Source organism: Cohnella baijiui (assembly GCF_020731285.1).
In the GTDB taxonomy this organism is placed as follows: Bacteria; Bacillota; Bacilli; order Paenibacillales; family Paenibacillaceae; genus Cohnella.
Genome location: NZ_JAJFOW010000019.1, coordinates 62872 through 85750 on the forward strand (window position 1 = coordinate 62872; position 22879 = coordinate 85750).

At 62.0% G+C, this 22879-nt stretch carries 18 protein-coding genes and 1 riboswitch; of the genes, 5 read left to right on the plus strand and 13 right to left on the minus strand.

Annotated features, from left to right (window positions below):
* Positions 1-81: 81 nt before the first annotated feature.
* A riboswitch (cyclic di-AMP (ydaO/yuaA leader) is annotated at positions 82-251 on the minus strand.
* 627 nt (positions 252-878) lie between these two features.
* A complete protein-coding gene (locus tag LKX83_RS17805) occupies positions 879-1736 on the plus strand; it encodes a hypothetical protein (protein WP_227883640.1) in 858 nt (285 codons plus the stop codon).
* Positions 1737-1867: 131 nt separating this feature from the next.
* Here LKX83_RS17805 and LKX83_RS17810 read toward each other — a convergent pair whose 3' ends face one another.
* Entirely contained in the window at positions 1868-2227 is a 360-nt protein-coding gene (locus LKX83_RS17810; RefSeq protein WP_227883641.1) for a winged helix-turn-helix transcriptional regulator, read from the minus strand.
* Between the two features lie 125 nt (positions 2228-2352).
* Here LKX83_RS17810 and LKX83_RS17815 point away from each other — a divergent pair, with 125 nt between their 5' ends.
* A complete protein-coding gene (locus tag LKX83_RS17815; protein ID WP_227883642.1) occupies positions 2353-3069 on the plus strand; it encodes an NAD(P)-dependent oxidoreductase in 717 nt (238 codons plus the stop codon).
* Between the two features lie 597 nt (positions 3070-3666).
* Here the strand turns inward: LKX83_RS17815 and LKX83_RS17820 are convergent.
* From LKX83_RS17820 to LKX83_RS17845, 6 genes are all read right to left on the minus strand, one after another.
* On the minus strand, positions 3667-4092 hold the full coding sequence (locus LKX83_RS17820; protein WP_227883643.1) for a PaaI family thioesterase: 426 nt from the start codon (positions 4090-4092) through the stop codon (positions 3667-3669).
* A gap of 38 nt (positions 4093-4130) precedes the next feature.
* The gene (locus LKX83_RS17825; protein WP_255654645.1) at positions 4131-5816 is read right to left on the minus strand and encodes an AMP-binding protein; all 1686 of its coding nucleotides are present in this window, start codon (positions 5814-5816) and stop codon (positions 4131-4133) included.
* 31 nt (positions 5817-5847) lie between these two features.
* Positions 5848-7632 (minus strand): acyl-CoA dehydrogenase family protein, encoded by a 1785-nt coding sequence (locus LKX83_RS17830; protein ID WP_227883644.1) that lies wholly within the window; start codon positions 7630-7632, stop codon positions 5848-5850.
* A 72-nt stretch (positions 7633-7704) separates the two neighbouring features.
* Positions 7705-8892: an acetyl-CoA C-acyltransferase gene (locus tag LKX83_RS17835; protein ID WP_227883645.1), complete on the minus strand. Its 1188-nt coding sequence runs from the start codon at positions 8890-8892 to the stop codon at positions 7705-7707.
* Between the two features lie 26 nt (positions 8893-8918).
* Positions 8919-11315, minus strand: coding sequence for a 3-hydroxyacyl-CoA dehydrogenase/enoyl-CoA hydratase family protein (locus LKX83_RS17840; RefSeq protein ID WP_227883646.1), 2397 nt, complete (start codon positions 11313-11315; stop codon positions 8919-8921).
* Complete coding sequence (locus tag LKX83_RS17845; RefSeq protein ID WP_227883647.1) at positions 11312-13507, minus strand: (Fe-S)-binding protein; 2196 nt, start codon at positions 13505-13507, stop codon at positions 11312-11314. Before LKX83_RS17845 ends, LKX83_RS17840 begins: the two co-directional genes overlap by 4 nt.
* Positions 13508-13712: 205 nt before the next feature.
* Between LKX83_RS17845 and LKX83_RS17850 the strand changes: the two genes are divergently transcribed.
* From LKX83_RS17850 to LKX83_RS17860, 3 genes are read left to right on the plus strand one after another with little or no spacing between them, the layout of a single operon-like run.
* Positions 13713-14297 carry a TetR/AcrR family transcriptional regulator gene (locus LKX83_RS17850; RefSeq protein ID WP_227883648.1) on the plus strand — a complete coding sequence of 195 codons (585 nt, stop codon included), beginning with the start codon at positions 13713-13715 and terminating at the stop codon, positions 14295-14297.
* Between the two features lie 38 nt (positions 14298-14335).
* Positions 14336-15103 carry an electron transfer flavoprotein subunit beta/FixA family protein gene (locus tag LKX83_RS17855; protein ID WP_227883649.1) on the plus strand — a complete coding sequence of 256 codons (768 nt, stop codon included), beginning with the start codon at positions 14336-14338 and terminating at the stop codon, positions 15101-15103.
* Between the two features lie 37 nt (positions 15104-15140).
* A complete protein-coding gene (locus tag LKX83_RS17860) occupies positions 15141-16124 on the plus strand; it encodes an electron transfer flavoprotein subunit alpha/FixB family protein (RefSeq protein WP_227883650.1) in 984 nt (327 codons plus the stop codon).
* A 71-nt stretch (positions 16125-16195) separates the two neighbouring features.
* Here the strand turns inward: LKX83_RS17860 and LKX83_RS17865 are convergent, their stop codons facing one another.
* The 6 genes from LKX83_RS17865 to sigI all read right to left on the minus strand — a co-directional run bounded on the left by LKX83_RS17865 (position 16196) and on the right by sigI (position 22597).
* A complete protein-coding gene (locus LKX83_RS17865) occupies positions 16196-16405 on the minus strand; it encodes a hypothetical protein (RefSeq protein WP_227883651.1) in 210 nt (69 codons plus the stop codon).
* A 114-nt stretch (positions 16406-16519) separates the two neighbouring features.
* A complete protein-coding gene (locus LKX83_RS17870; protein ID WP_227883652.1) occupies positions 16520-17104 on the minus strand; it encodes a sulfite oxidase-like oxidoreductase in 585 nt (194 codons plus the stop codon).
* Positions 17105-17123: 19 nt separating this feature from the next.
* The gene (locus LKX83_RS17875; RefSeq protein ID WP_227883653.1) at positions 17124-18431 is read right to left on the minus strand and encodes an MFS transporter; all 1308 of its coding nucleotides are present in this window, start codon (positions 18429-18431) and stop codon (positions 17124-17126) included.
* A 210-nt stretch (positions 18432-18641) separates the two neighbouring features.
* Complete coding sequence (locus LKX83_RS17880) at positions 18642-20024, minus strand: ATP-binding protein (protein WP_227883654.1); 1383 nt, start codon at positions 20022-20024, stop codon at positions 18642-18644.
* A gap of 108 nt (positions 20025-20132) precedes the next feature.
* A complete protein-coding gene (locus LKX83_RS17885; RefSeq protein WP_227883655.1) occupies positions 20133-21797 on the minus strand; it encodes an anti-sigma factor domain-containing protein in 1665 nt (554 codons plus the stop codon).
* Positions 21794-22597 carry an RNA polymerase sigma factor SigI gene (gene sigI, locus LKX83_RS17890; protein ID WP_227883656.1) on the minus strand — a complete coding sequence of 268 codons (804 nt, stop codon included), beginning with the start codon at positions 22595-22597 and terminating at the stop codon, positions 21794-21796. Before sigI ends, LKX83_RS17885 begins: the two co-directional genes overlap by 4 nt.
* Positions 22598-22879 lie beyond the last annotated feature (282 nt).

Here is a 22879-nt window from a genome sequence, read left to right on the forward strand (position 1 = left end):
AAAGAAGCCGCGGGCGAAGAGGAACTCTTCTCGCGGCTTCCAGGCACAGTCGGAAATAAACCGTGTCCGTTCACGATCGTCGTTGCCTCTCTCGGTACGCTTACGAGGTTAGCTGACGGATTCGGGCGTGAGAGTCGCCCTACCTCGGGGAAGCTTCCGCTTCCCCTTGGATTCACCCCATGGCCGCCGGATGAGGACGGCCGTTGGTTCCCCCGTTCCCTGCATGCGCAGGGACTCAGCGATAAAGAGCAATTTGGTTGTTGTGAGTGTTGCGGGTGTTGCGGGTGTTGCGGTGTTGCGGTGTTGCGGTGTTGCGGGTGTTGCGGTGTTGCGGTGTTGCGGGTGTTGCTGGTGTTGCGGTGTGTTGCGGTGTTGCGGGTGTTCCGGGTGTTCCGGGTGTTGCGGGTGTTGCGGACGGGTTCGGGCGGTGAGAGTCGCCCTACCCGATGGCGCGGCTCCTAGGTGCCGCGCCTCGGGATTCACCCTGCGGCGTCCGCCGGCTCTCACACCGGACGGCCGCGCGCGTTCGATTTCCTCGCTTCCCCGGCATTCCGGGGATTCGCCGATTGGCGAGTTGCCGAATGGCTGAATCGAATATTACGCCTCGGCTCCCGCTTTGTAAATGCAAGCCGAAAACCAGGTTCTGCCTAATTTCGCCGAGGGCGCCGTTCGTACCGCTTACAATCGGATCGAACTCGATCAAGCTCTTTGCCGCTCTCTCATTCTCGCATTTATGGAAGTTCCGCCACGCTTGAGAGCGACGCGTAAAGCCGTTGGAAAGCTGCCGGAAAGCTGGAATGCGATCGCGCGCGAATGAGCGAGCAACCCTTGTCGGACCGGGAGAAAAAGACGATTTTTCATCGCGAAAACGGCAATATTTGCCGATTTGGCGCTTAGGCGCGTCTTGCCGACGGCAGCACGATTTTACAAAAGCCGCGTTAGGCTTTATAGTCAAATATCATTGGTTGGGTCGTTTGGGAAGGAGTGCAGCAGGGGTGGTCGAGCTTCATTTGACGGGAATCGAGGTTTTCGCGTTTGCCGAACGCGGTGTGGAAGGACAAGCGCTCCCCGTCCGCCGGGGCGTGCTGAAGCTGAGCTGCGGGCGCGCGTCGGGATGGAGCGAGTGCACGCTCTGCGGCGCGGCGGCTGCCTTCGATCTGGTGCGGTGGAGCGCCTTTCTCGTGCGGCTGCGCCGGCTGACCGTCGAGCAGGCGTTCCTGCTCGCCGCGCTCGAACGGGCGCGGTGGGGCGCCCAGCGGGCGGCGCTCGTCGAGACCGCGCTGCGCTCGCTCGAGGCGAGCTTGGGGCTGCAAGCCGGCCAGCGGGCGGCGCTTGCGGAACCGGCGCTGCTGGCGCGTGAGGCGAGTGTGGGGCTGCGGGCCGGCGAGCGGGCGGCGCTCGGCGAGGCCGAGCTGCAAGCACGTGAGGCGAGTGTGGGGCTGCGGGCCGGCGAGCGGGCGGCGCTCGGCGAGGTCGAGCTGCGAGCGCGTGAGGCGAGTGTGGGGCTGCGGGCCGGCGAGCAGGTGGCGTTCGGTGAGGCGGAGCTGCGAGCGCGTGTGGCGAGTGTGCGGCAGCAGACGGGCATGCAGTTGGCGGCCGTGGGGACGGAGCCGTCTCATTCCGCCGGGCCGGGGCGGCGGGACGTGGCGGCCTATGCCCCCGCCCTCGGCATTCGGCTAGACGACGAGGCGGCGCTCTTCCGCGCGTGCGAAGCTTACTTTTCCGTCATCGGCTAGCGGTGACGGAAATGCAAAGAACCTTCCGTTCCTAAGGGACGGAAGGTTCTTTGGCATGCAGCAACATCAGCGAGCAGCCGGCTGTGAGTGAAGGCTGCAAGCCGAATTTTTTGGCCTAGCCATCCTTTGCCTCAGCCGTTCGCGGCCCGCGCCTCTTCCATCGGCCTTTCCATCGTCTGATGTCGATTGCCCCAGCTGCACATCGCTTCCATGACCGGAACGATCGTCATGCCATATTCGCTGAGCGAGTACTCTACCTTGGGCGGCACCGTCGGATAGACCGTACGCGTAACCACGCCGTCTGCTTCCAGCTCGCGCAGGTGCTGCGCCAGCATCTTTTGCGTGATGTCGGGGATCAGCTTCTCCAGCTCGCTGAATCTCCGGGTGGCATCCAGGAGATGCCACAGGATCGTGGGCTTCCATTTCCCGCCCAGGACGCGAATGACCGTTTCGATCGGACAATCCCTTGCTGCGAAATTAGCGGCTGCCATCTTCGTCCTCCTCCATCCTTACTTGGAAGTGCGTGCCTTACACGAAAGTGGGTTCTTAACAAGATTTTAGGTCGGGTGCTAACCTTAAGTCAATCCACCAAAACCAAAGGAAAGAGGGCATCGAAATGAAAATCGTCGTATTTGGAGCAACGGGAAACGTCGGTCGGCGGGTATTGGCAGCCGGGGTAGAGAGAGGACATGAGATGACCGCCTTCGTCCGCAATCCGGAAAAACTGCTCGAGCAGCAAGGAGCGAATGTCGTTTCGCAGATTAACGTCATGGAAGAGGATATGCTGAACCCGCAAAGCGTCCACCGGGCGCTGGCCCATCAGGACGCGGCCATCCTTGCGGCAGGAACGGCGGGGGATGGGGATACGTTCGTCCAACTCGTCGACAACATCGTCACCCAGGGCGAACGGCAGTCGCTGTTCTCCGGCCGTATCTGGGCGATGGGAGGCGCCGGACTCCTGACGGTCCCGCATACATCCATCCTCGGCAACGATCTGCCCGGCATGCCGCCCGCCTACAAGAATCACGACCGCAACCTCGACCGGCTGCGCCGGACCGAATTGGATTGGTCCATCATGTGTCCGGGCACGATGATCGACGCTTCCCCGGAAACCTCGGCGCGACAATTGGAGGTATCTACCGAGTTGCTGCCTCTTCCCTTCCCGGAGAGCACGCGGGAGTTGTCGCCGGAGCAGCTGACCGGTCTTATCTTCAGCCGGTTTGCAGAGTTAAACGTCGCTTACGAAGACGTGGCGGCTTTCATGCTGGATCACCTCGAGCGTTCGGGCCCGTATAAGGGCAAGTGCGTCGGCGTGGCATATCAAACGGCTTGACTTTTCCCTCCTAGTTCCGGCAAACCTCTTGAGCAGCTTCCTACCTTAGATGACGGTGAAAGGTGCGGGACAGCGCGGGTCGATTCGAAGTTTTAAGTAACCCTAATTGGTTTCTGGCCCGCGTGGCAGCGGGAACTGCGAATGTGTGGTCATGCTTTCCGCTCATCGTCCTCGCGACATCAGCTAATGCGGATGTATGGTATTTTTTACTTCTCTAAGTCGCTCTCGGCCTCGGTTCATGCGAATGTGTGGTAGTTTTTTCTGCACATGGTCCTCTTGGCGGCGGGGAATGTGAAGGTGTGGTAGTTTTTTCTGCACATGGTCCTCTTAGCGGCGGGGATTGTGAAGGTGTGGTATTTCCTTCCGATCCCTATCCTCGCTGCGTTCGCTCATGCGGACGTGCGGTAAATTTTACTGTACATGGTTCTCAAAATCCCGCGTCCACCCGAATGCGGGGAGAGTGTATCGTACATGGCCCAAATAAAGCAGTGTACCCCTCCTCTCGGAGAATTCGAAAGCCGGCAAAAAGCAGCTAGCTGCTCCTTGCCGGCTTTTGCTTTTGCAAGCCCTCATGCTCCGCCCCCAACCACTCGCCCCCTACGTCCCCTTCCGATCGATCACGCGGAACGAGGCGGTCGCGAGCGCGCAGAGCGAGCCGTCCGCGCGGGTTAGCCGGCCCTGGGTCGTGATCATCCGGCCGGACAGATGCGCGATCTCCGCGGCGGCGATAACCGGACCGAGCCCCGCGGGCGCGGTGAAGTGCAGGTTCAAATTCGACGTCACGACGTCGACGTCCGGCCGCGCCAGCATGGCGACGAGTCCCATCGCCGAATCCAGCAGCGTCGCGTGGACGCCGCCGTGCAGAATGCCGATCAGGTTCAGATGGTGCTCCTTCACGTCCAGCGAAACGACCACCTCGCGCTCGCCGATGCGCTCGATTTCGCAGCCGACGTACCCCCAGAATGTTCGCAGCGCCTGCTCCGACATCCGTTCGAACCGTTCCTGCCCGCGCGCGATATCCATTCGAGGTCCTCCCTTCTTCCTGCCACCCGGCCGCCGCGCTACTGGGTGACTTCCTCGGCCTCCGGAGGCGCGGTCTCCAGCAGCTTGCGGCGCAGCACCTTGCCCGCCATCGTCTTCGGCAGGCTGTCGCGGAATTCGTAGAGATGCGGCACCTTGTAGGCGGCCAGCCGCTGGCGGCACCACTGCTCGAACTCCTGCTCCGTCGCCTGCCTGCCTTCCTTGAATACGATGAACGCCTTGACCGTCTCGCCCCGGTAAGGATCAGGCACGCCAAGCACGGCTGCCTCCAGCACAGCTGGGTGTTCGAACAGCACCTCCTCGATCTCGCGCGGGTAAATGTTGAAGCCGCCGGCGATGATCATGTCCTTCATCCGGTCCATGATGTAGAAGTAGCCGTCTTCGTCCATCCGGGCCATGTCTCCCGTGCGCAGCCATCCGTCCCGCAGCGTCTTCGCCGTCTCCTCCGGCGCGTTCCAGTAGCCTTTCATAACCTGCGGCCCCCGAACCGCGAGCTCTCCCGTCTCGCCGACGGGCAGCTCCTCCCCCGTCTCCGGGTGGACGATCTTCGCCGCCGTATCGGGAAAAGGGATGCCGATCGAGCCGCTTTTTCGCTTTTCCCAGATGTTGTTCGCCATCGTCACGGGAGAAGCTTCGGTCAGGCCATAGCCCTCGATGAGCCTGCCGCCGGACAGCTTCTCGAACCTTTCCTGGACTTCGTTCGGCAGCGGCGCCGCGCCGCTGATGCACATGTTGATCGACGAGAGATCGTACTGGCTCAGGTTGCGATGATTCAAAAGGGCGATGTACATCGTCGGCGCGCCCGGGAAAATCGTAGGCTTGAGCTTGTGAATGACCTGCAGAATTTGGCCCGCTTCGAACTTCGGCACGAGGATGAGGCAGCCGCCCTGAAGCACGGCCTTGTTCATCAGCACCGTCAATCCGAACACGTGGAAAAAAGGAAGCGCTGCCAAATAACGTTCTTTGCCTGGCTTGCAGCGATAGGCCCAGAGGTTGGACTGAATGGTGTTGGCGATAACGTTGTAATGGGTAAGCATGACGCCTTTGGAGAGACCCGTCGTCCCTCCGGTGTACTGGAGGAGCGCGAGATCGTTCTCGGCGTCCACGTCGGTGTGGATCGGCGACGCGGGCGCGTCGTGCATGAGCCGGACGAAGGAGTGAATGCCGCGCTCGTAGGCGACGTCCAGATTCAAGCCGTCCTTTTTCGCTTTCAGGGGATAAAGCAGGTTTTTGGGGAAAGGCAGGTAATCCTTCACCGAAGTGACGATGACATCCTCAACGGGCGTTCTTGGCATGACTTCCTTCAGCTTGCGGTGCAGCAGGTCGAGCGTCACCGCCACCCGCGCGCCCGAGTCCCGGAGCTGGTGCTCCAGCTCGCGGGGCATGTAAAGCGGATTGGTCATCACGACAACGCCGCCTGCGAATAGGGTGCCGTAGTAAGCGATGACGAGCTGGGGGCAGTTGGGCAGCATGATCGCCACCCGGTCCCCCTTCGCCACGCCGAGGCCGCGGATCGCGTGGGCGAACCGGTAGGCGCCCTCCAGCAGATCCGCGTATTTCATTTCCTTGCCCATGAAGTGGAGCGCCGTATGCGCGGGATAATCCGCAGCGGATTGGATCAGAAAATCGGCGAGATTTTTTTTCGGATACGGGTAAGTCGGCGGCACTTCCTTCGGATAGTGACTGAGCCACGGTTTGAGCGACATGATCCTTCACCTCATTGGTTTGGAATCCGGCTTAACACACGTATTGTTCCGATTCAATCACGCTGGAAGCGATGTCGCGCTTTAACTGTATCGTACGAACGGGCGATTGGCGAGTCAACTTTTTGAGAACGGACAGCTGGGTGCGAAGGATGTCGCCTTCGGCGACGGATGCGAGAATTTCCTTCGCCAACGTTTCGATACCGGCGAACGCTTCGCGGACGAACACGCGCGTCATGGCGATCGGAACGGCGGCCTTCTCCTCGCCTTTGCTCGCGATCCGCTTGCGGGTCCGCAGCAGGGCGCTTTCCATCGCGTAGATCTGGATCATGATGTCCGCCAAATGGCTGAGCGTCTCCTGCTCCTGCTCGAGCTTCAACTGGTAGGTCTGCACGGCGGCCCCGCCGGCCATCAGGAACATCTTCTTCGCCATCGAGACGAGGTGCGCCTCCTCCTCCAGCGTCCCTTCGAACGTCTGGCCGGGAACGAGCTGAAGCAGCTCGGACTGAAGCGCTTGCGCCTTTTGGAGCAGCGGCAGCTCGCCTTTCATCGCGCGTTTGACGAGGGTGCCGGGAATGAGCAGGCGGTTGATTTCGTTCGTGCCTTCGAAAATGCGGTTGATCCGCGAATCCCGGTAAATACGCTCGACCTTGTACTCTTGGATGAAGCCGTAGCCCCCGTGAAGCTGGACGCCTTCGTCGGCGACGAAGTCGAGCGCCTCCGAGCCGAACACCTTGTTGATCGAGCATTCGATCGCGTACTCGGCGATCGCCTTGGCGGATTGGACGCCCGCGTCCGGACTTGCATGGTCGATGCCGCCGAGCCCGGCGTCCATCATGCCCGCCGTCCGGTATACCATGCTCTCGAGCACGTACGTACGGATGTTCATTTCGGCGAGCTTCTTGGCGACAAGCGGGAAGGACGAGATCGGACGGCCGAACTGGGTCCGCTCGTTCGCGTATTTCGCGCTGATGCCGATCGTCTCCTTGGCGGCCCCGAGGCAGCCGACGGCGAGCTTGAAGCGCCCGATGTTGAGGATGTTAAAGGCGATCAGATGGCCTTTGCCGACCTGCCACAGCAGGTTTTCCGCCGGTACGCGGACATCCTCGAGGATGAGCGGGCGGGTGGACGAGCCTTTGATGCCCATCTTCTTTTCCTCCGGTCCGACGCTCACGCCCTCCATCGTCCGCTCGACGATAAACGTGCTGAAGTCTTTGCCGTCCACCTTGGCATACACGATGAACAGATCCGCGAAGCCGGCGTTCGTGATGAACTGCTTGGTCCCGTTCAGCACGTAGTGCCGGCCGTCCTCCGACAGGCGGGCCGTCGTCTTCGCGCCCAGCGCGTCCGAGCCCGAAGACGGCTCGGTCAGGCAGTAGGCGGCGATTTTGGCGCCGGTGGCGAGGTCCGGCAAATACTTCTTCTTCTGCGCCTCCGACCCGAAGTAGACGATCGGGAGCGTGCCGATGCCGACGTGCGCGCCGATCGAAAGCGCGAACGAGGACGCCCGGGACAAATGTTCGCTGATCAGCGTGGAGCTGACCTTGTCGAGGCCGAGACCGTCGTATGCCTCCGGCACGTCCGCGCCGAGCAGCCCAAGCTCGCCGGCTTTGCGCATAAGCTTGACGGTCAGCTCGTAGTTCAGCTTCTCCAGCTCTTCGTCGACCGGCAGCACCTCGCCGTCGACGAAGTCGGACGTCGTCTCGGCGATCATCCGCTGCTCCTCGGTCAAATCCTCGGGCGTCATGATCCGCTCGAAATCCGTATCCGAAATGACAAAGCTCCCGCCTACCGCTTGATCGATCACTTGATCCGCCATATCCGTCTCTCCTCCGTTTTCGTGAGTTGGTTTGCGAACATGCTAGGCTAGCTAGTGGGACTTCTACGCCCGTCAGTTTCCGGGATACACTTCGAACACGCCCGCCGCGCCCATGCCGCCGCCGATGCACATCGAGACGACGCCGAAGCCGCCGCCGCGCCTGCGCAGCTCGTAAATCAGGCTTGTCGCCAGCTTCGTGCCGGTACAGCCAAGCGGATGCCCGAGGGCGATCGCGCCTCCGTTGACGTTGACTTTGTCTTCCGGGAGGGCCAGCGCCCGGACGATATGCAGACATTGGGAGGCAAAGGCTTCGTTGATCTCGAACAGATCGATGTCGGCCAGATCCAGCCCGGCGAGCCGGACGGCCTTGGGGATTGCCTCCACGGGTCCGACGCCCATGATGTCGGGATCGACGCCGGCGAGCGCGAACGACCGGAAGGCGGCGAGCGGCGCGAGACCGAGCGCCTCCGCCTTCTCGCGGCTCATGACGAGCACGGCCGCGGCGCCGTCGCTCATCTGCGACGCGTTGCCGGCCGTCACGGTGCCTCCCTCCTTGAACGCCGGCTTCAGCTTCGCCAGCACGTCGGGCGTCGTATCCGGGCGGACGCCTTCGTCCGTCTCGACGACGAGCGGCTTCGTCCACGGCTTGCCGTCGTCGCCGAAGCCCCGAAGCGCCGTCGCGACGGGGACGATCTCCTCGCGGAACGCGCCGGATCGCAGGGCCTCGGCCGCCTTGCGGTGGCTGTCCGCGGCGAACCGGTCCTGGTCCTCGCGCGACACGCCGAACCGCTCGGCGACGTTCTCGGCCGTGTGGCCCATGGCGATGTACACGTCCGGCATTTGCGCCACGATGTCCGGATGGGGTGCCGGCTTGAACCCGGCCATCGGGACGTGGCTCATGCTCTCCACCCCGCCGGCGATGATCGCGTCGGCGCCGCCGGTCATGATGCGTTCGGCCGCGAACGCAATGGACTGAAGCCCGGACGAGCAAAACCGGTTGATCGTCAGCGCCGGAACGGCGGACGGAAAGCCCGCGTACAGCGACATGATGCGGGCGAAGTTCAGCCCTTGCTCTCCTTCGGGCATGGCGCAGCCGATGATGATGTCCTCGATGTCCGCTTTGGCGACGCCCGGCGCCCGGTCGATGACCGCCTGCAGCGCCGTTTTGCCGAGATCCTCCGCCCGGGTGTGGACAAAGCTGCCCTTCTTAGCCCGGCCGACCGGGGTGCGAGCGGCGGAAACGATGACGGCTTCTCTCATGTCGTTCACCTCTCTTCAAGATTGGATTAGTTCCGCAGCGCCTTGCCCTTGCCGAGCATGTGCTGCATGCGCAACTGCGTCTTCGGTTCCCCGCACAGGCTGAGGAACGCCTCCCGCTCCAGATCGAGCAGGTACTGCTCCGTGACCAGCGCCCCGGCCGGCACGTCGCCTCCCGCGAGAACGTGGGCCAGCTTGCCGGCGATCAGCAGATCATGGTCGGTAATGTAGCCTCCGCGCCGCATGTCGAGCGCGCCGAGCTTCATGACGGCCGCGCCGTCCCGTCCGACGACGCGGACCTTCTCTTCCTGTGGCGGCTCATAGCCGGCTCGGACGAGGCGCAGCGCGGATTGCTTGACCTCGAAGACGAGGTGGTCCGGATGGGCGACGACCCGGTCCTGCTCGCGCAGATAGCCGAGCCGCTTGGCGTCGTGCGCGCTCGTCGACACTTTGGCCATGCCGATGTTCAGGAACGCCGCGTTCACATGCGGCTGAAGATCGACCTCGGGGTTCGGGTTCGCCCGGCTGATCCGGCGCGCCATTTCCTTGCAGCCGCCGCCGGCGGGGATGAGGCCGACGCCGACTTCGACGAGCCCGTAGTACGTCTCCGCGTGCGCGACCACCTCGTCGGCCGGCAGGCACGCCTCGACGCCGCCGCCGAGCGTCATCCGGTGCGGCGCGGCCACGACCGGCTTTTCCAAGCGCTTCAGCTTCATCATCGAATCCTGGAACAGCCGGATGATCGCGTCGACTTCGTCCCACTCTTCGTCCTGCGCCTCCATGAGCAGCAGCATCAAATTCGCGCCGACGCAGAAATGGCGCCCTTCGTTCGCGAGGATCAGCGCGTCGTAATTCGCCCTCACCTCGTCCACGCTTTTCTGGATCATCGTCAGGATATCGGCGCCGATCGCGTTGTTCGGCGAGTGAAACTCGAGGCACGCGACGCCGTCCCCGACGTCAATGAGACTTGCGCCGCTGTTGCCGACGATCGTCTTTCCTTGCTCCTTGAGACCGCGCAGGGAGATGATCTCCGGCGGCTGCACCGCCGCGCGATAGCTTCCCTGATAGACATAGGAGGTGCCGCCTGCGGATCCTTCGTAGAACGACGCGTGGCCGGCCGCGATCCATTCCTTGACCCAGGCCGGTACGGCGCGTCCCTCGGCCTCCATTTGCCGGGCCGACTTGGCGAGGCCGATCGCGTCCCACAGCTCGAACGGGCCGAGCTCCCAATTGAAGCCCCAGCGCATCGCGCGGTCGATGTCGTAAACCGAATCGGCGATTTCGCCGACCTTCTCCGCCGCATAGATCAGCGTAGCGCTTAGCACCTCCCACGCGAGCTGCGCGTAGCGGTCGTTTGCGCCGAGCAGCGCCTTCGTCTTCGCCCGCGCGCCTTTGGCGGCTTTGGCCGCCTCGAGCGAAGCGCCCGCGGGTTTTTTGCCTTTCGCGTATTCCATCGTCTTCAGATCAAGGGACAAAATCTCGCTGCCCTGCTCGCCGCGCACTTTTTTGTAGAATCCCTGCCCCGCCTTCTCCCCGATCCAGCCGCGCGACACCATCTCCTGCAGCAAGGTCGACGGCGCGAACACGGCCTTCTCCGCCTCGTCCGCGACTTTTTCGTAGACGTTGTTCGCGACGTGAACGAAGGTGTCGAGACCGACCAGGTCGAGCGTGCGGAACGTCGCGCTCTTCGGCCGGCCGAGCGCCGGCCCCGTCGCGGCGTCCACCTCTTCGACCGTATAGCCGTGCCGCTCCATCGCCTGCAGCGTGACGAGGAGGCCGTAGGTGCCGATCCGGTTGGCGATGAAGTTCGGGGTGTCCTTGGCCACGACGACGCCTTTGCCGAGCTTCTTCTCGCCGAAAGCCGCCATCCGCCGCACGATCGCCGGGTCGGTCCCCTCGCCCGGAATGATCTCGAGCAGCTGCATGTAACGCGGCGGATTGAAAAAGTGCGTGCCGAGGAAATGCGACTTGAACGCGTCGCCGCGGCCTGCAGCCATCTCGTCGATGGAGATGCCGGACGTATTCGAGCTGACGACGGTGCCGGGCTTCCAGTGCGCTTCGATCTGGCGGAGCAGCTCCCGCTTGGCGTCCAGGTTCTCGACGATGACCTCGACGACCCAGTCGACTTCGGCGATGCGCGCCAGATCGTCCTCCAGGTTGCCCGGCACGATCCGGCTTGCGAACGCGTCGTCGTACAGCGGCGCGGGCTTGATCTTCGCGAGGCGCGAGATCGCCTGCGTCGCCAGCCGGTTGCGCACGGCCGGATGGCGCGTCGTCAGCCCTTGGGCCTCCTCCTCCGGCGTCGGCTGCGCCGGGACGAGGTCGAGCAGCAGCGTGGAAATGCCGACGTTGGCCAGATGCGCGGCGATGCTCGCGCCCATGACGCCGGAGCCGATTACGGCGGCTTTGGTGATGGATGCGGTCATAAGCTGGATCCCTCCTGTACGGTTGGCTCAGCGGCAGGCGCTGGCGGTGCTTGGGCCGCCGTCCGACCGAAGACGGCCCATTCCAAAATTTCCGCGATATCGCGGGCTTTCACGCGATCGTCGACTTCCTTCAGCTTGGCGCCGTCCTCCATCATCGTCAGGCAGAACGGGCAGGCGCTGCTGATGACGGACGGATTCGTCCGCAGCGCCTGCTCGGTCCGGGCGACGTTCACGCGTTTGCCGGACGTTTCCTCCATCCACATCATGCCGCCGCCGGCGCCGCAGCACATGCCGTTCTCGCGGCTGCGCGCCATTTCGACCAGCTCGACGCCTTCGATGGCGCGAAGCACGTTTCGCGGCTCGTCGTAGACGTCGTTGTAGCGGCCGAGGTAGCAGGAATCGTGGTAGGTGATGCGCTCGTTCACGGCATGGCGCGGGCGAAGCTTGCCGTCCCGGAGCAACGCGTCAAGCAGCTGCGTGTGATGCAGCACCTCCACCCCCTCAAGCCCGAAATCGGGATATTCGTTTTTCAGCGTGTTGAAGGTATGGGGGCAGGCGGTGACGATGCGCTTTACGCCGTAGCGCCGGAACGTCTCGATGTTTTCCGCGCACAGCTGCTGGAACAGCATCTCGTTGCCCATCCGTCGCGGCGTGTCGCCCGAATTCCGCTCCTCGTTGCCGAGAATGGCGAAGTTCACGCCCGCTTCGTTCAGGAGCCGGACGAAGGCGCGGGACACCTTGCGGCTGCGGTTGTCGTACGAGCCCATCGAGCCGACGAAAAAGAGGATGTCGAACGCCGGATTGTCTTTCACCGTCGGCACCGGAATGCCATCGATCTCCTCCGTCCACTTGGCGCGATCGTTGCGGTTGATCCCCCACGGATTGCCTTGGCGCTCGATGTTCTGCATCGCGCGCTGTCCCTCGTGCGGCACGCTGCCCTGCATCAGGACGAGATGGCGGCGAAGATCGACGATCTTGTCGACGTGCTCGTTGCCGACCGGGCATTGATCCTCGCAGTTGCGGCAGGTTGTGCACGCCCAGATCTCCTCCTCCGTCATGACGTCGCCGATGAGCGCCAGCTCCTCCGCCTTTTTGTCCGCGGGCTGCCAGGTCGCTTTTTGCCAGGCGAGGGTAGGATTGATGTCGGTGATGCCGTCCGGCTGCCAATCGGGCGCCTCCGGCCCGGCGGCGAGCGCATGCGCGCCTCCCCCGGAGAAGGCGAACGCCGGCGCCCACGGCGACTTGGCCGTGACGGCCGCGCCCTTTTCCGTAAGATGGTCTCGGAGCTTTACGATCAGATGCATCGGAGACAGCGCTTTGCCCGTATTGGAGGCCGGGCATACGTTCGTGCAGCGGCCGCATTCCACGCAGGCGTAAAAATCGAGCATCTGCTTGCGCGTGAAGTCCTCGATTTGGCCGACGCCGAAGCTCTCCGCCTCCTCGTCTTCGAGATCGAGCTTGCGCAGCTTGCCGACCGGCTCGCTCCGGCCGAGGAACAAATTGAGCGGCGCTGTGAGCAAATGAAAGTGCTTGGACTGCGGAATGTAGACGAGAAAGGCGAGCAGGATCGCGAGATGCGCCCACCAGCAAACGTAGAATAATGCCCGGGCCGCGCCCGCCGAGAGACCGGCGAAAGCCGACGCGAGAAGCGAAGAAATCGGCGCATAGCCGGAAGAGGGCAACCCTTCGACAACGCGGTGGAAGCCCAGAGAGAGCAGAACCGATAACATGAGGAAGAAAATGAAATAGAGGACGAGGCTCGGCTTCCAGCCTTTTTTGAGCCGCTTCAGGCGCTCGCCGTAGCGGCGATAGGCGGCGTAGCCGGTCGCGAGCAGCACGAGCAGCACCGCGATCTCCTGCGTCAGGCCGAAGACGCGGTAGCCGGGGATCGGCAGCGGGTGCCCGCCCGACAAACCCGTGTAGATCAGATCCAGCGCGCCGAACTGAAGGACGATGAAGCCGTAAAAGAGGACGAGGTGCATGACGCCGCTTTTGCGGTCCTTGAGCAGCTTGCGGTGGCCGAGCGCCTGGCCGAGCAAATCCCGGACGCGCTGCCGCCAGTCCAGCGGATGCGGCGCCGGCTGCCCGAGCTTGACGTAGAGGTAGCGGTGATAGACGGCTTTGTAGAACAAGGAGAGCGCATATCCGACGACCAGCAGGAATAAGACGTAATGAATCCATTGCCCGAGCATGAGCACCCGTCCTTTCGAGGAAGTTTGCTGTAAGCCCTTACATTGATTCAAATTAACGAACGGTCCGGTGAGAAGTTTTCGGATTGGAGTCAGGCGTTTTTCTTTCCTGCATTGACAACGCCTTCCGGTTTTCCTAAGATGGGGATAGAAAAATGAATGACCATTCATTCAGTTTCGATTCGAATTCTACCACCGAGGTGGCGCGATGACAAGTAAAAAAAGCCTAAAATACAATTTAATTCTAGACGCCGCCGTCAAAGTATTCGCCGAAACGGGTTACCACGGGTCCCAGGTTTCCAAGATCGCGCGGGAAGCAGGCGTCGCGGACGGGACGATTTACTTATACTTTAAAAACAAAGAAGATATTCTCATCTCCCTCTTCCGCGAACGGCTGGGAGAGCTGGTCGACAAATTTAAAGCCCGCGTGGCGGACGCCCGAACCGCCGACGAAGCGCTGCGCGAGGTTTGCACGATCCACTACGCCGAGCTGGAGGGCAATCCCGAGTTGGCCTACGTAACGCAGATCGAGCTGCGCCAGAGCTCGCTGGAGCTGCGTGTTGCCATCGGTCAGGCCGTGAAGCCCTATATACAATTAATCGAGTCGCTGCTCGTCCAAGGAATGGAGGAAGGCACGTTCCGACAGGATCTCGATGTGAAGCTCGTTCGGCTGCTGATTTTCGGGGCGATGGACGAGGCGGTCACGTCTTGGCTCATCTCCGGGCGGAAATACTCGCTCACCGCGCAGACCGACGCAACCGCGGCTTTTTTCCTCAGGGCTCTCAGGCCCTGAGTCACTTATTCCACCTGCGAACGAAAGGGGATATCGGCATGAACGTCTATGTGCTGCTGAAGCAAACCTTCGATACGGAGGAAAAAATCGTCCTGCGGGACGGCCGCGTGTCCGAGGACGGCGTCAAGTTCGTCATGAATCCGTACGACGAGTACGCGGTGGAGGAGGCGATCCGCATCAAGGAGGCGGAGGGCGGCCAAGTCGTCGTCGTCTCCGTCGGTCCCGAGCGGACGGGCGAAGCGCTGCGGACGGCGCTCGCCATGGGCGCGGACGAAGCCGTCCTCGTGACGGACGACCGCATCCCGTCCGACGAATATGCGGTATCGCGCGTGCTGGCCGCCGTATTCGAGGATCAGTCGTACGACCTGCTCATCGGCGGCAACTTTTCGGTGGACAACGGGGCGGGCCAGGTCGCGGTGCGCGTGGCGGAGCAGCTTGGCATCCCCCATGTCTCGTCCGTCACCAAGCTGACGGTCTCGGGCGGAAGCGCCGCCGTCGAACGGGACGCCGAAGGCGATCTGGAGAAGCTCGAGGTCCGGCTCCCCGCCCTGTTCACCGCCCAGCAAGGCTTGAACGAGCCGCGCTACCCATCACTGCCCGGTATCATGAAGGCGAAGAAAAAGCCGTTCCGGCTCCTTACGTTGGACGATCTGAAGCTGAATCCCGACGATCTGGCCGCCAAGACCGACCGGACCGACCTCTTCCTGCCGCCGCCCCGCCAAGCCGGACAGCTCCTGCAAGGCGACCCGGCGGCGCAGGCCGCCGCGCTTGTGGAGAAGCTGCGCACCGTATCGAAAATCATTTGACCGCACTTCGACGAGAGATCGAGGAGGAATCGTGATCATGAGCCCAACTTATCTGGTTATCGCGGAACATCGGGACGGAAAGCTGCGCCAGGTGGCGCTGGAAGCGCTGCAGGCGGCCCTTCTCGCGGCGTCGGAGGGCGACGCGGTGTCGGCCGTCATCCTGGGCGGCGAAGGGACGGCGGCGCTGGCGGAGGAGCTGGCCGTATACCCGCTCGCGCAGGTCTATCTGCTGGAGGACGCGGCGCTCGGCACCTACAACCCGGAAGCGTATGCGTCCGCCCTCGCGCCGCTGCTCGACGACGCGCGACCGGATGCCGTATTTCTTGGCCATACAGCGGTCGGCCGGGATCTCGGGCCGACGCTCGCCGCGCGGCTGCAGGCCGGGCAAATTTCCGACGTCGTCGCCATCGAGCGCGACGGGGAGCGGATCGCCTTTACGCGCCCCCTCTATGCCGGCAAAGCGTTCGAGAAGCGGACGTTCGCCGCTTACCCCTGGGTCGTCACCGTCCGGCCGAACAACCTTCCCGCCGCAACACCGGCGGAAGGCGGCCGGAAGGCCGATATCGTCCGGCGGCAGGCGGAAGCGCCCGCTTCCCTGCGGACGGTCGTGCAGGAGGTCGTCCGCAAGACGACGGGCAAGGTTGATCTCGCCGAAGCCAAGATCGTCGTCTCCGGCGGCCGCGGCGTGAAGAGCGCCGAAGGCTTCAAGCCGCTCGAGGAGCTCGCGGGCGTCCTGAACGGCGCGGTCGGCGCCTCCCGCGGCGCCTGCGACGCCGGCTACTGCGACTACGGCTTGCAGATCGGCCAGACGGGCAAGGTCGTGACGCCCGAAATCTATATCGCCTGCGGCATCAGCGGGGCGATCCAGCACTTGGCCGGGATGAGCGGGTCCCGCGTCATCATCGCGATCAACAAAGACCCCGAGGCGCCGATCTTCAAAGTCGCCGACTACGGCATCGTAGGCGATCTGTTCGAAGTCGTCCCTCTGCTCACCCAGGAATTCCGACGCGCGCTGGCCTGACCGGCCGCCGCATGCGACAGAGCCCGCAGGCATTCCGCCTGCGGGCTGATTTCGTTTCGGACGCTGGGCGCCTACATATTCATCAGCAAAAGAAACAAAATCACGAGCACGATAATCGCGACGAGATAGTAGGCGGACAGCTTCGTCCAATTGCGAACCGGCCGATTCGCGTACTCCGGGTTTTCCTCCCGATTTTTGCGCGAGACCCCGACCAGGATCGTCCCCACGAAGGCGGCGACCATCACGATGATGACCAGTGCGATGCTGATATCCGTATTCATACGTTCACCCGGTTTGTCTGATAACAAGCTCTTGCTTCAACATACCGGGATTGCGGCGCAAAATCAAGTAACAACCCTCGCCTGCCCGCGCGGTTCGAACTGAAAACCCTTGATTCAATCGAAATCATAGCGCTGTTCCCGAAAAGGATCCCCGTACATGTGATACCCATTCCGCTCCCAGAAACCCGGCTTGTCGGTGGCGCGGAACTCGATCGCCCGCAGCCATTTCGCGCTTTTCCAGAAATAGAGGTGCGGAACGACCATCCGTACCGGAAAGCCGTGCTCGGGCGCTAACGGCTGCCCCCCGTGCTTCAGCGCGAAAAACGACGTTTCCTTCAGGAAATCCGCCAGCGGAAGATTGGTCGTCCACCCTTGCTCGGCGTGGAGCATGACGTACTTCGCCTCCGGCTTCAGCTTCACCCGCTCCATGACGTCGGACACCGCCACGCCTTCCCAGACGTTGTCCAACTTGGACCACGTCGTGACGCAATGGATGTCGTTCGCGAATTCGCGCCGGGGAAGCTGCATGAACGCTTCGTATGTGAATTCCACGTCCTCCTCGACGAGTCCGAAGATCTTCAAGGTCCATCGCCCCAGATCGCCGTAGCGGGGCACATCTCCGTGATGGAGCACCGGGAAGCCGGTCGTTACGCGCTGCCCGGGCGGCACGCGGTCCCGGATGCCGGTTAATTCGCTCATGAAGTCGTCCTCCTTTTTTCTATACGTTGCCCTTTTTATCCCTGCGGAACACAAGCGGCGCGACGGCGACCGACAGCAGCAGGAGAACGGCGCCCGCCAAGCCGGTCACCCCGTAGTCCTGGATCCATGCCGGCGCGTCCCCGGCCGCTTTGTACACCCAGCCGCCGACGATCGGTCCGACGAAGCCGGCGATCCCCGTGAGCGCGGAAAAGACGGCGACGTACATCGGCCGCTCCGCCTTCGGCGTGTCGCCGATGAGAAAGTTGAAGACGAGCAGGTTGTATCCGCCGAGTCCGATACCGAGCAAGATGTGCACGGCGCCCAAGACGAGCAGCACGGGCAGCGCGGCCAAGCCGAACCAGGCGAGGCACGCCAGCGCGATGATTGGAAACGTCCACAGCAGCAGCGTCCGCGCCGGGTATCTGGCATTCAGATTGCCCCAATAGATATAGCTGACCATCATGACGATATTTTGCAGCATCGTGATCAGCGTTACGCTGCTGTAGCTCAGATGAAGGCGATGCAGCATGACGAAGGAAAAAAGCGGAACGACGATATTTTGCGCCAAAATGTAGATCGTGATGAACAGCGTTGCCGTGACGAAGCCCCGGTCCCGCAGCGGCTTGAACAGCCGAACGCCGGCTGAGCCGCCATCCTGCGAAGGCTGGAAGGGCGGATTGGCGTACCGCGACAGCTCGATGCCGTTCCAGACGACGCAGAGGGCGCTCACGGCAAACAGGATCGTGAAGCCGCGGCCGCCCGGAATCCACTCCATCAATTGGCCGCCGAGCAAGAGCGTCAGGCTGACGACCGCCCAGTGTGTCGTATTGCGGATGCCGAAATAGCGTCCCCGCAGCGACGGCGGCACGATATCCGCCATGAGCGACGTCCAAATGACCCCGCCCGCCTGGCCGAAGGAAAACGACAGTAAAAAGACGATCAAATAGAGGGGCGCCCAGGAAGCCTCGGGAAACAGCAGCGGAATGAGTCCCGTGGCTACCCAGAGCGTACGGTGCGTCGTCCCGAAGATCGTTACGAGCCGACGGCGATTGCGCCATCGCTGCATGCCGAGCGCGATGAAGATCTGGATGAGCAGCGTGAACGACGGAATCGCCGCCACGAGGCCGATCTGCTCGGAGCTGAACCCGAGATAGAGCAAAAAAGCCGTCTGCAGCGGACCGCCGAGCAAATTGCCGACGATATTCGCCGGGATGCCCTCCCGCAGCGAAGCCCGCATACCTCTGCGGATCTCCGAGTCGTTCGTTCGACTGCGGCTGCCCAAGTATCTCCGGAAGTCTTTTGCCGCTTGCGGTTGTCGGCTTATCATCTGGTCGCGCTCCCTCATGATGATGCATCTCGTATGACGCTCTTGCTAGCGATATATTCGGCTGAAAGCGCAACCAGAACAGCCCCGCAACATCTTCGTCGCGGAGCTGATCATCCTTTTTTAATAGGCGGCCCGTCGGCCGTTCGTCGGAGCGTCATCTGGTCGGTTCCCACCCGTTATACGTTTGCTAACCAGGCTGTCAACCCGATTCTACTCTCTCTCTTCTATCAATGGCAAGTAAATCATGAATTCGGTCCCTTCGCCGACCTGGCTGTCCACGTGCACCGTCCCGCCGTGATTGCGAATGATCCGATAGCTGACGGACAAGCCGAGCCCGGTGCCGTCTTCCTTCGTCGTAAAAAACGGGTCGAACAGCCGGTTCAGCGTCGAGCGGTCCATGCCGCGTCCGTTGTCGCTGATGCTGATGACGGCAAAGCGCTTTTCCCGCCTTGCGGTCAGCTTGATGAGTCCCCGGCGCTGATCCGGCGCGGAGAGGATCGCGTCCATCGCGTTTTTGACCATGTTGAGGACGACTTGCTTGATCTGCTTCACGTCGATCGAGATCATGATATACGGATCGAAAATTTCGCAGCTCAGCTCGATGCCGCTCATGTGCGCCTCGCTCTCCGTCAGCAGGATCGTCTCCTTCAGCAGGAGGCCGACCAGCACCGTCTGCGTCATCGGAGCCGACGGCTTGGAGGAGTTGAGAAACTCGTATATGATGTCGTTCGCCCGGTCGATCTCCGAGAGAATGATCCGGGCGTACTCCTGCTTGCCGATCGTGTCCAGGTAAGGCCTCAGCAACTGGATGAAACCCCGGATCGACGTCAGCGGATTGCGAATCTCGTGGGCGATCGCGGCGGCGATTTTGCCGAGCATGGCGAGCTTGTCGTTTTGGAATGCGGTCTGCTCGATCTGCTTGTACTCGGAGACATCCTTCACACTGACTAAATAGTCGCCGTCCAGCTCGTCGATCTGCGAAATGGTAACAAGGAGGAATCGCCCGTTCGCATCCTGGAACTCTCCGTGGAAACGACGATAATATACCATTTCCTTGAGCATGCGGATAAAGATCCGCCGCGTCTGGCGCCGCAGGTTCGGGTGGAACATGAGCTGACGCAGCGAGTTGCCGATGAGCACCCGCCGCGGCGCCTGGAGCACCCTGGACATCTGCACGTTCAGAAACCGAAGCGTCCCCTGCGCGTCGAACAGCGCGATGCCGCTGTCCATATGCTGCAGCACCGTCTCGAACTTGCTCGGCCGCTCCTCGTCGATCGGAACGGACTTGACGGCCGCTTCCTTCAGCCGTTCCCGCTCCGATGGTTCCCGCGCGGCCGCCCCTTCGGGAAGATGCAAAGAGGCGAGCAGCTCCATCAAAAACAAAAGAGACCGGTGCATCAATGTCATCCGGTCTTCCGATTCGGCATTGGAGAGCAGAAAACGTACGCTCTCTTCATGGTGTTTGAGGATATCGTCGGTCGGTACGCCCTGCAAAGAAGATCTGAGCTCTGCGAGCTGCCTGCTCTGGTCTTCTCCGGTCGCCAGGGCGAACTCAGCCAATAACGGAAAATAGCGCGTTCTCCATCTCTCCATGATCTTCTCCCCCCTGCCGACAAAAATTCACATTAATCATAGACAAGGTATCGAAGGACTGTCAATCGGAGATCGTGTCGAAATGTAGGGGGCTCGGGCGATTCCGGATTATCGCTTTTCCGCTTTTCCATTCTGTTGGTTTTGGCCCTGGGATTGGCTGCTATTTTCCGTTTGCTTGCGCGACCCGTCCTTCCCTTTTTCCGAGTCGTTCAGGCTCTCGCCATTTCCTTTGCCGCGGTCGCCGTCGCCGGACGATTTGTTCCCGGCGCCGCTCTGGCCTTTGTTGTTATTGTTTTTGTTATTTTCGTCGCGGGAATCCTTCTGATTGCCGTTTCCATTGCTGCCGTTCTTCCCGACGCTTTCGTTCTTTTTATTTTTTTCGTTCTTATTGTTGTTTTCGTTCTTTTTGCCATTTTCGTTCTTATTGTTGTTTCCATTCTTGTTACTTCCGTTTTTTCCGCTGCCGCCGCCAGTTCCGCTTTTGCCGGTATGCCGGCCCGCGTCTTTGCCGGAGGAGCGGCCGTTCTCGCCGCCCTTGGCGTTTTGGCCGCTTCCAACTTTTTGGTCGCCGCCCGGCGTCTTCACCGCAAGGGTCGCGGCGTTTCCGAAGGAAAAGGGGGAGCGGATGATCTCGGACCAGTCCTGCTGCGCCCACAGACCGGACTGGCGGCTCCAGCCGTTCAGCCATCTCCGGACGTCTTCCTCGTTCCACTGGGTCTTGTCCTTGCCGTGCGAACCTTTATTCTTGCCGTCATGCCGCTTGTCACGGTTGTCGCGGTCGCGCTTGTCGCGTTTGCCGTCTTTGCCGTGCGTCCGATCCTTCGTCTGCGCCTGCACTTCGCGGCTTGGCGAAGGGGTCGCCTGGGCGCCGGACTTGCCGTTTCCTTTGCCGTTCGCCTGACTCGATGCCGGAACCTTGGTCTCCTTGAGCTTGTCGGCTTTCGTCTCTTGCGCCTGCTCGAGCAGCGTTTTCCAGGCTTCCTTGCTCGTCGAGCCGTTCGACGCCCCGTCTTCCATGACGGCTTTGACGCCGCCCCAGGACGATGCGATATCCTTCAGCGCCGTCTGCCGCAGCGTCTCCAGCGACAGATCGTGCCCCTGGCTCTCCGCCTTCAGCCAGAACGCCATTTTGCCCGCGGAAAGTCCGTGCGCCTCCGCCTCTTCCCGCACCTCGCGAGGGACGGAAACGGCCGTCACGAGAGCGCCGGACGCGGGCGAACCGGCCGCTTCCTCGATCGCCTGCGTCATCTTCGCCGTCACGTCATCCTCCCAGGACGTCGCGACGGAGCGGACGGGCACGCTCGCGAGGACAATCTCCGTGCCGTTCGCCGCGAGGAGATCCCGCTCCGCAAGCGCGCTCGCGAGGGCGGCCGCGACCTCCTCGATCTTCTCTCCTTTGTAGCTTACGGCCTGGACGATCGGGACGGCATCGGCATTCAGCGCGCGAAGCTCGCGAACCCGTTCCTTGCTGTCCAGCCCCATCTCCACGCTCGGATTGACATCCATGGATACATACGCGACGACGGGCGGCGTCCGGAACGTCCAGATCGCGAAAATTGTGAGTACGACGATCGCCGCCGATGTGGCGGATGCGATCCAGCCGCTCCGCGCGAACGACCGCCGCCGGGCCGGCGACGCGAGCTCGGAAGGATCGATCTCCACCTCGTCGCCGACGGCATAGCCGATTTTCTCGCTCACGCGAAGGAAACGTCCGTCCGGGGTAAGGACGACGGCCTTTCCCGCTTCTACCGACATGATGATGGCCCGGCTCATACGTCTCCCCCCTTCTCGCTGCTCGACAGACCGATGTATTCCTGCAAAAACGGATAACCGCCGGACGCGATGAGGGCGACGGCGATCAAATATTTCCGGTGGCGCTCGATCGTTTTTCTGGACACTTTCTCCGCTTCGCAAAGCTCCTTGACCGGCAGCTGCCGCTTGTGCCGCAGCGTCTCGAACAAGGCCGCATTGTCCGCCAGCCTGCGTCCGATGCCGAGCAGCGCCTCGCGCGAATCCTGATGCTTGGGCGATTGGCCGGCGAGGTCGCCGAAGGAGACGCCATACGCCTTGAGCGCTTCGGTCAGCGCGGCGATCTCTTCCCGCCGGTCCTCCGCGAGCCGTTCTTTCTCGTAGACGGTCACCGCTTCCCGAATTTCGACGCGCGTTAACAAGGAGCTCTGTTCCTCGTCGTCTCCCTGAAGCGCGCTATAAGGGACGGTCTGCCGATGGCGCTGGTCTTTGCGGACGTAGTCGATCAGCCTGCGCACGATCACCTTTTCGGCGAAGCCGAGAAAGCGGCTGCCCGCTTCGGGCGAGTAGCGCGCGATCGCTTCGTCGAACGCGGTCATGGCAATGCTGAACTCGTCGTCCCGCGCAGGGTCGATATACCGTTTGCAAAAACGGCTCACCGTCTTCGCGATGAACGGCCGATACTGGCGGATCAAATGGTCCCGCGCTTCGGCGTCCCCTTGTTGGGCGGCGAGCACCGATTGCTCCAGTGCCTCGCCCGGATTTTCTATCGTTGCGGACGACGAAGATCGTCCGAACCATCTTTCCCACAATAAGAGCAGCAAATGCTCACCCCGCAATTACAACCATTCGGTCAGGCGATATCAAATGAGGGGGTCCGCCTGCCAAAATATGCGTACCCCAAAAATCATCGGTTGAGATGGGTACCAAGTAAAAACGGCTTTGCCGTCTTTCCGGACGGCGACACGTTTTTATCGGAGGTCATACAGAAATGGATAGGGATAAAACTTATCCATTCTGTATGACCGAAAAAGGAACGCAAAAATACCCCTCCCTGCAACGCTAACATCCGCCGCGCGCTGCTGGAAGGGGCATCGTAACTATCC

Excerpts from the sequence above, each read along its gene's own strand:
- LKX83_RS17810 (WP_227883641.1), bottom strand. The coding sequence starts at position 2,227 with ATGGCAGCCGCTAATTTCGCAGCAAGGGATTGTCCGATCGAAACGGTC.
- LKX83_RS17815 (WP_227883642.1), top strand. The coding sequence starts at position 2,353 with ATGAAAATCGTCGTATTTGGAGCAACGGGAAACGTCGGTCGGCGGGTA.
- LKX83_RS17820 (WP_227883643.1), bottom strand. The coding sequence starts at position 4,092 with ATGGATATCGCGCGCGGGCAGGAACGGTTCGAACGGATGTCGGAGCAG.
- LKX83_RS17825 (WP_255654645.1), bottom strand. The coding sequence starts at position 5,816 with ATGTCGCTCAAACCGTGGCTCAGTCACTATCCGAAGGAAGTGCCGCCG.
- LKX83_RS17830 (WP_227883644.1), bottom strand. The coding sequence starts at position 7,632 with ATGGCGGATCAAGTGATCGATCAAGCGGTAGGCGGGAGCTTTGTCATT.
- LKX83_RS17835 (WP_227883645.1), bottom strand. The coding sequence starts at position 8,892 with ATGAGAGAAGCCGTCATCGTTTCCGCCGCTCGCACCCCGGTCGGCCGG.
- LKX83_RS17840 (WP_227883646.1), bottom strand. The coding sequence starts at position 11,315 with ATGACCGCATCCATCACCAAAGCCGCCGTAATCGGCTCCGGCGTCATG.
- LKX83_RS17845 (WP_227883647.1), bottom strand. The coding sequence starts at position 13,507 with ATGCTCGGGCAATGGATTCATTACGTCTTATTCCTGCTGGTCGTCGGA.
- LKX83_RS17850 (WP_227883648.1), top strand. The coding sequence starts at position 13,713 with ATGACAAGTAAAAAAAGCCTAAAATACAATTTAATTCTAGACGCCGCC.
- LKX83_RS17855 (WP_227883649.1), top strand. The coding sequence starts at position 14,336 with ATGAACGTCTATGTGCTGCTGAAGCAAACCTTCGATACGGAGGAAAAA.
- LKX83_RS17860 (WP_227883650.1), top strand. The coding sequence starts at position 15,141 with ATGAGCCCAACTTATCTGGTTATCGCGGAACATCGGGACGGAAAGCTG.
- LKX83_RS17865 (WP_227883651.1), bottom strand. The coding sequence starts at position 16,405 with ATGAATACGGATATCAGCATCGCACTGGTCATCATCGTGATGGTCGCC.
- LKX83_RS17870 (WP_227883652.1), bottom strand. The coding sequence starts at position 17,104 with ATGAGCGAATTAACCGGCATCCGGGACCGCGTGCCGCCCGGGCAGCGC.
- LKX83_RS17875 (WP_227883653.1), bottom strand. The coding sequence starts at position 18,431 with ATGATAAGCCGACAACCGCAAGCGGCAAAAGACTTCCGGAGATACTTG.
- LKX83_RS17880 (WP_227883654.1), bottom strand. The coding sequence starts at position 20,024 with ATGGAGAGATGGAGAACGCGCTATTTTCCGTTATTGGCTGAGTTCGCC.
- LKX83_RS17885 (WP_227883655.1), bottom strand. The coding sequence starts at position 21,797 with ATGAGCCGGGCCATCATCATGTCGGTAGAAGCGGGAAAGGCCGTCGTC.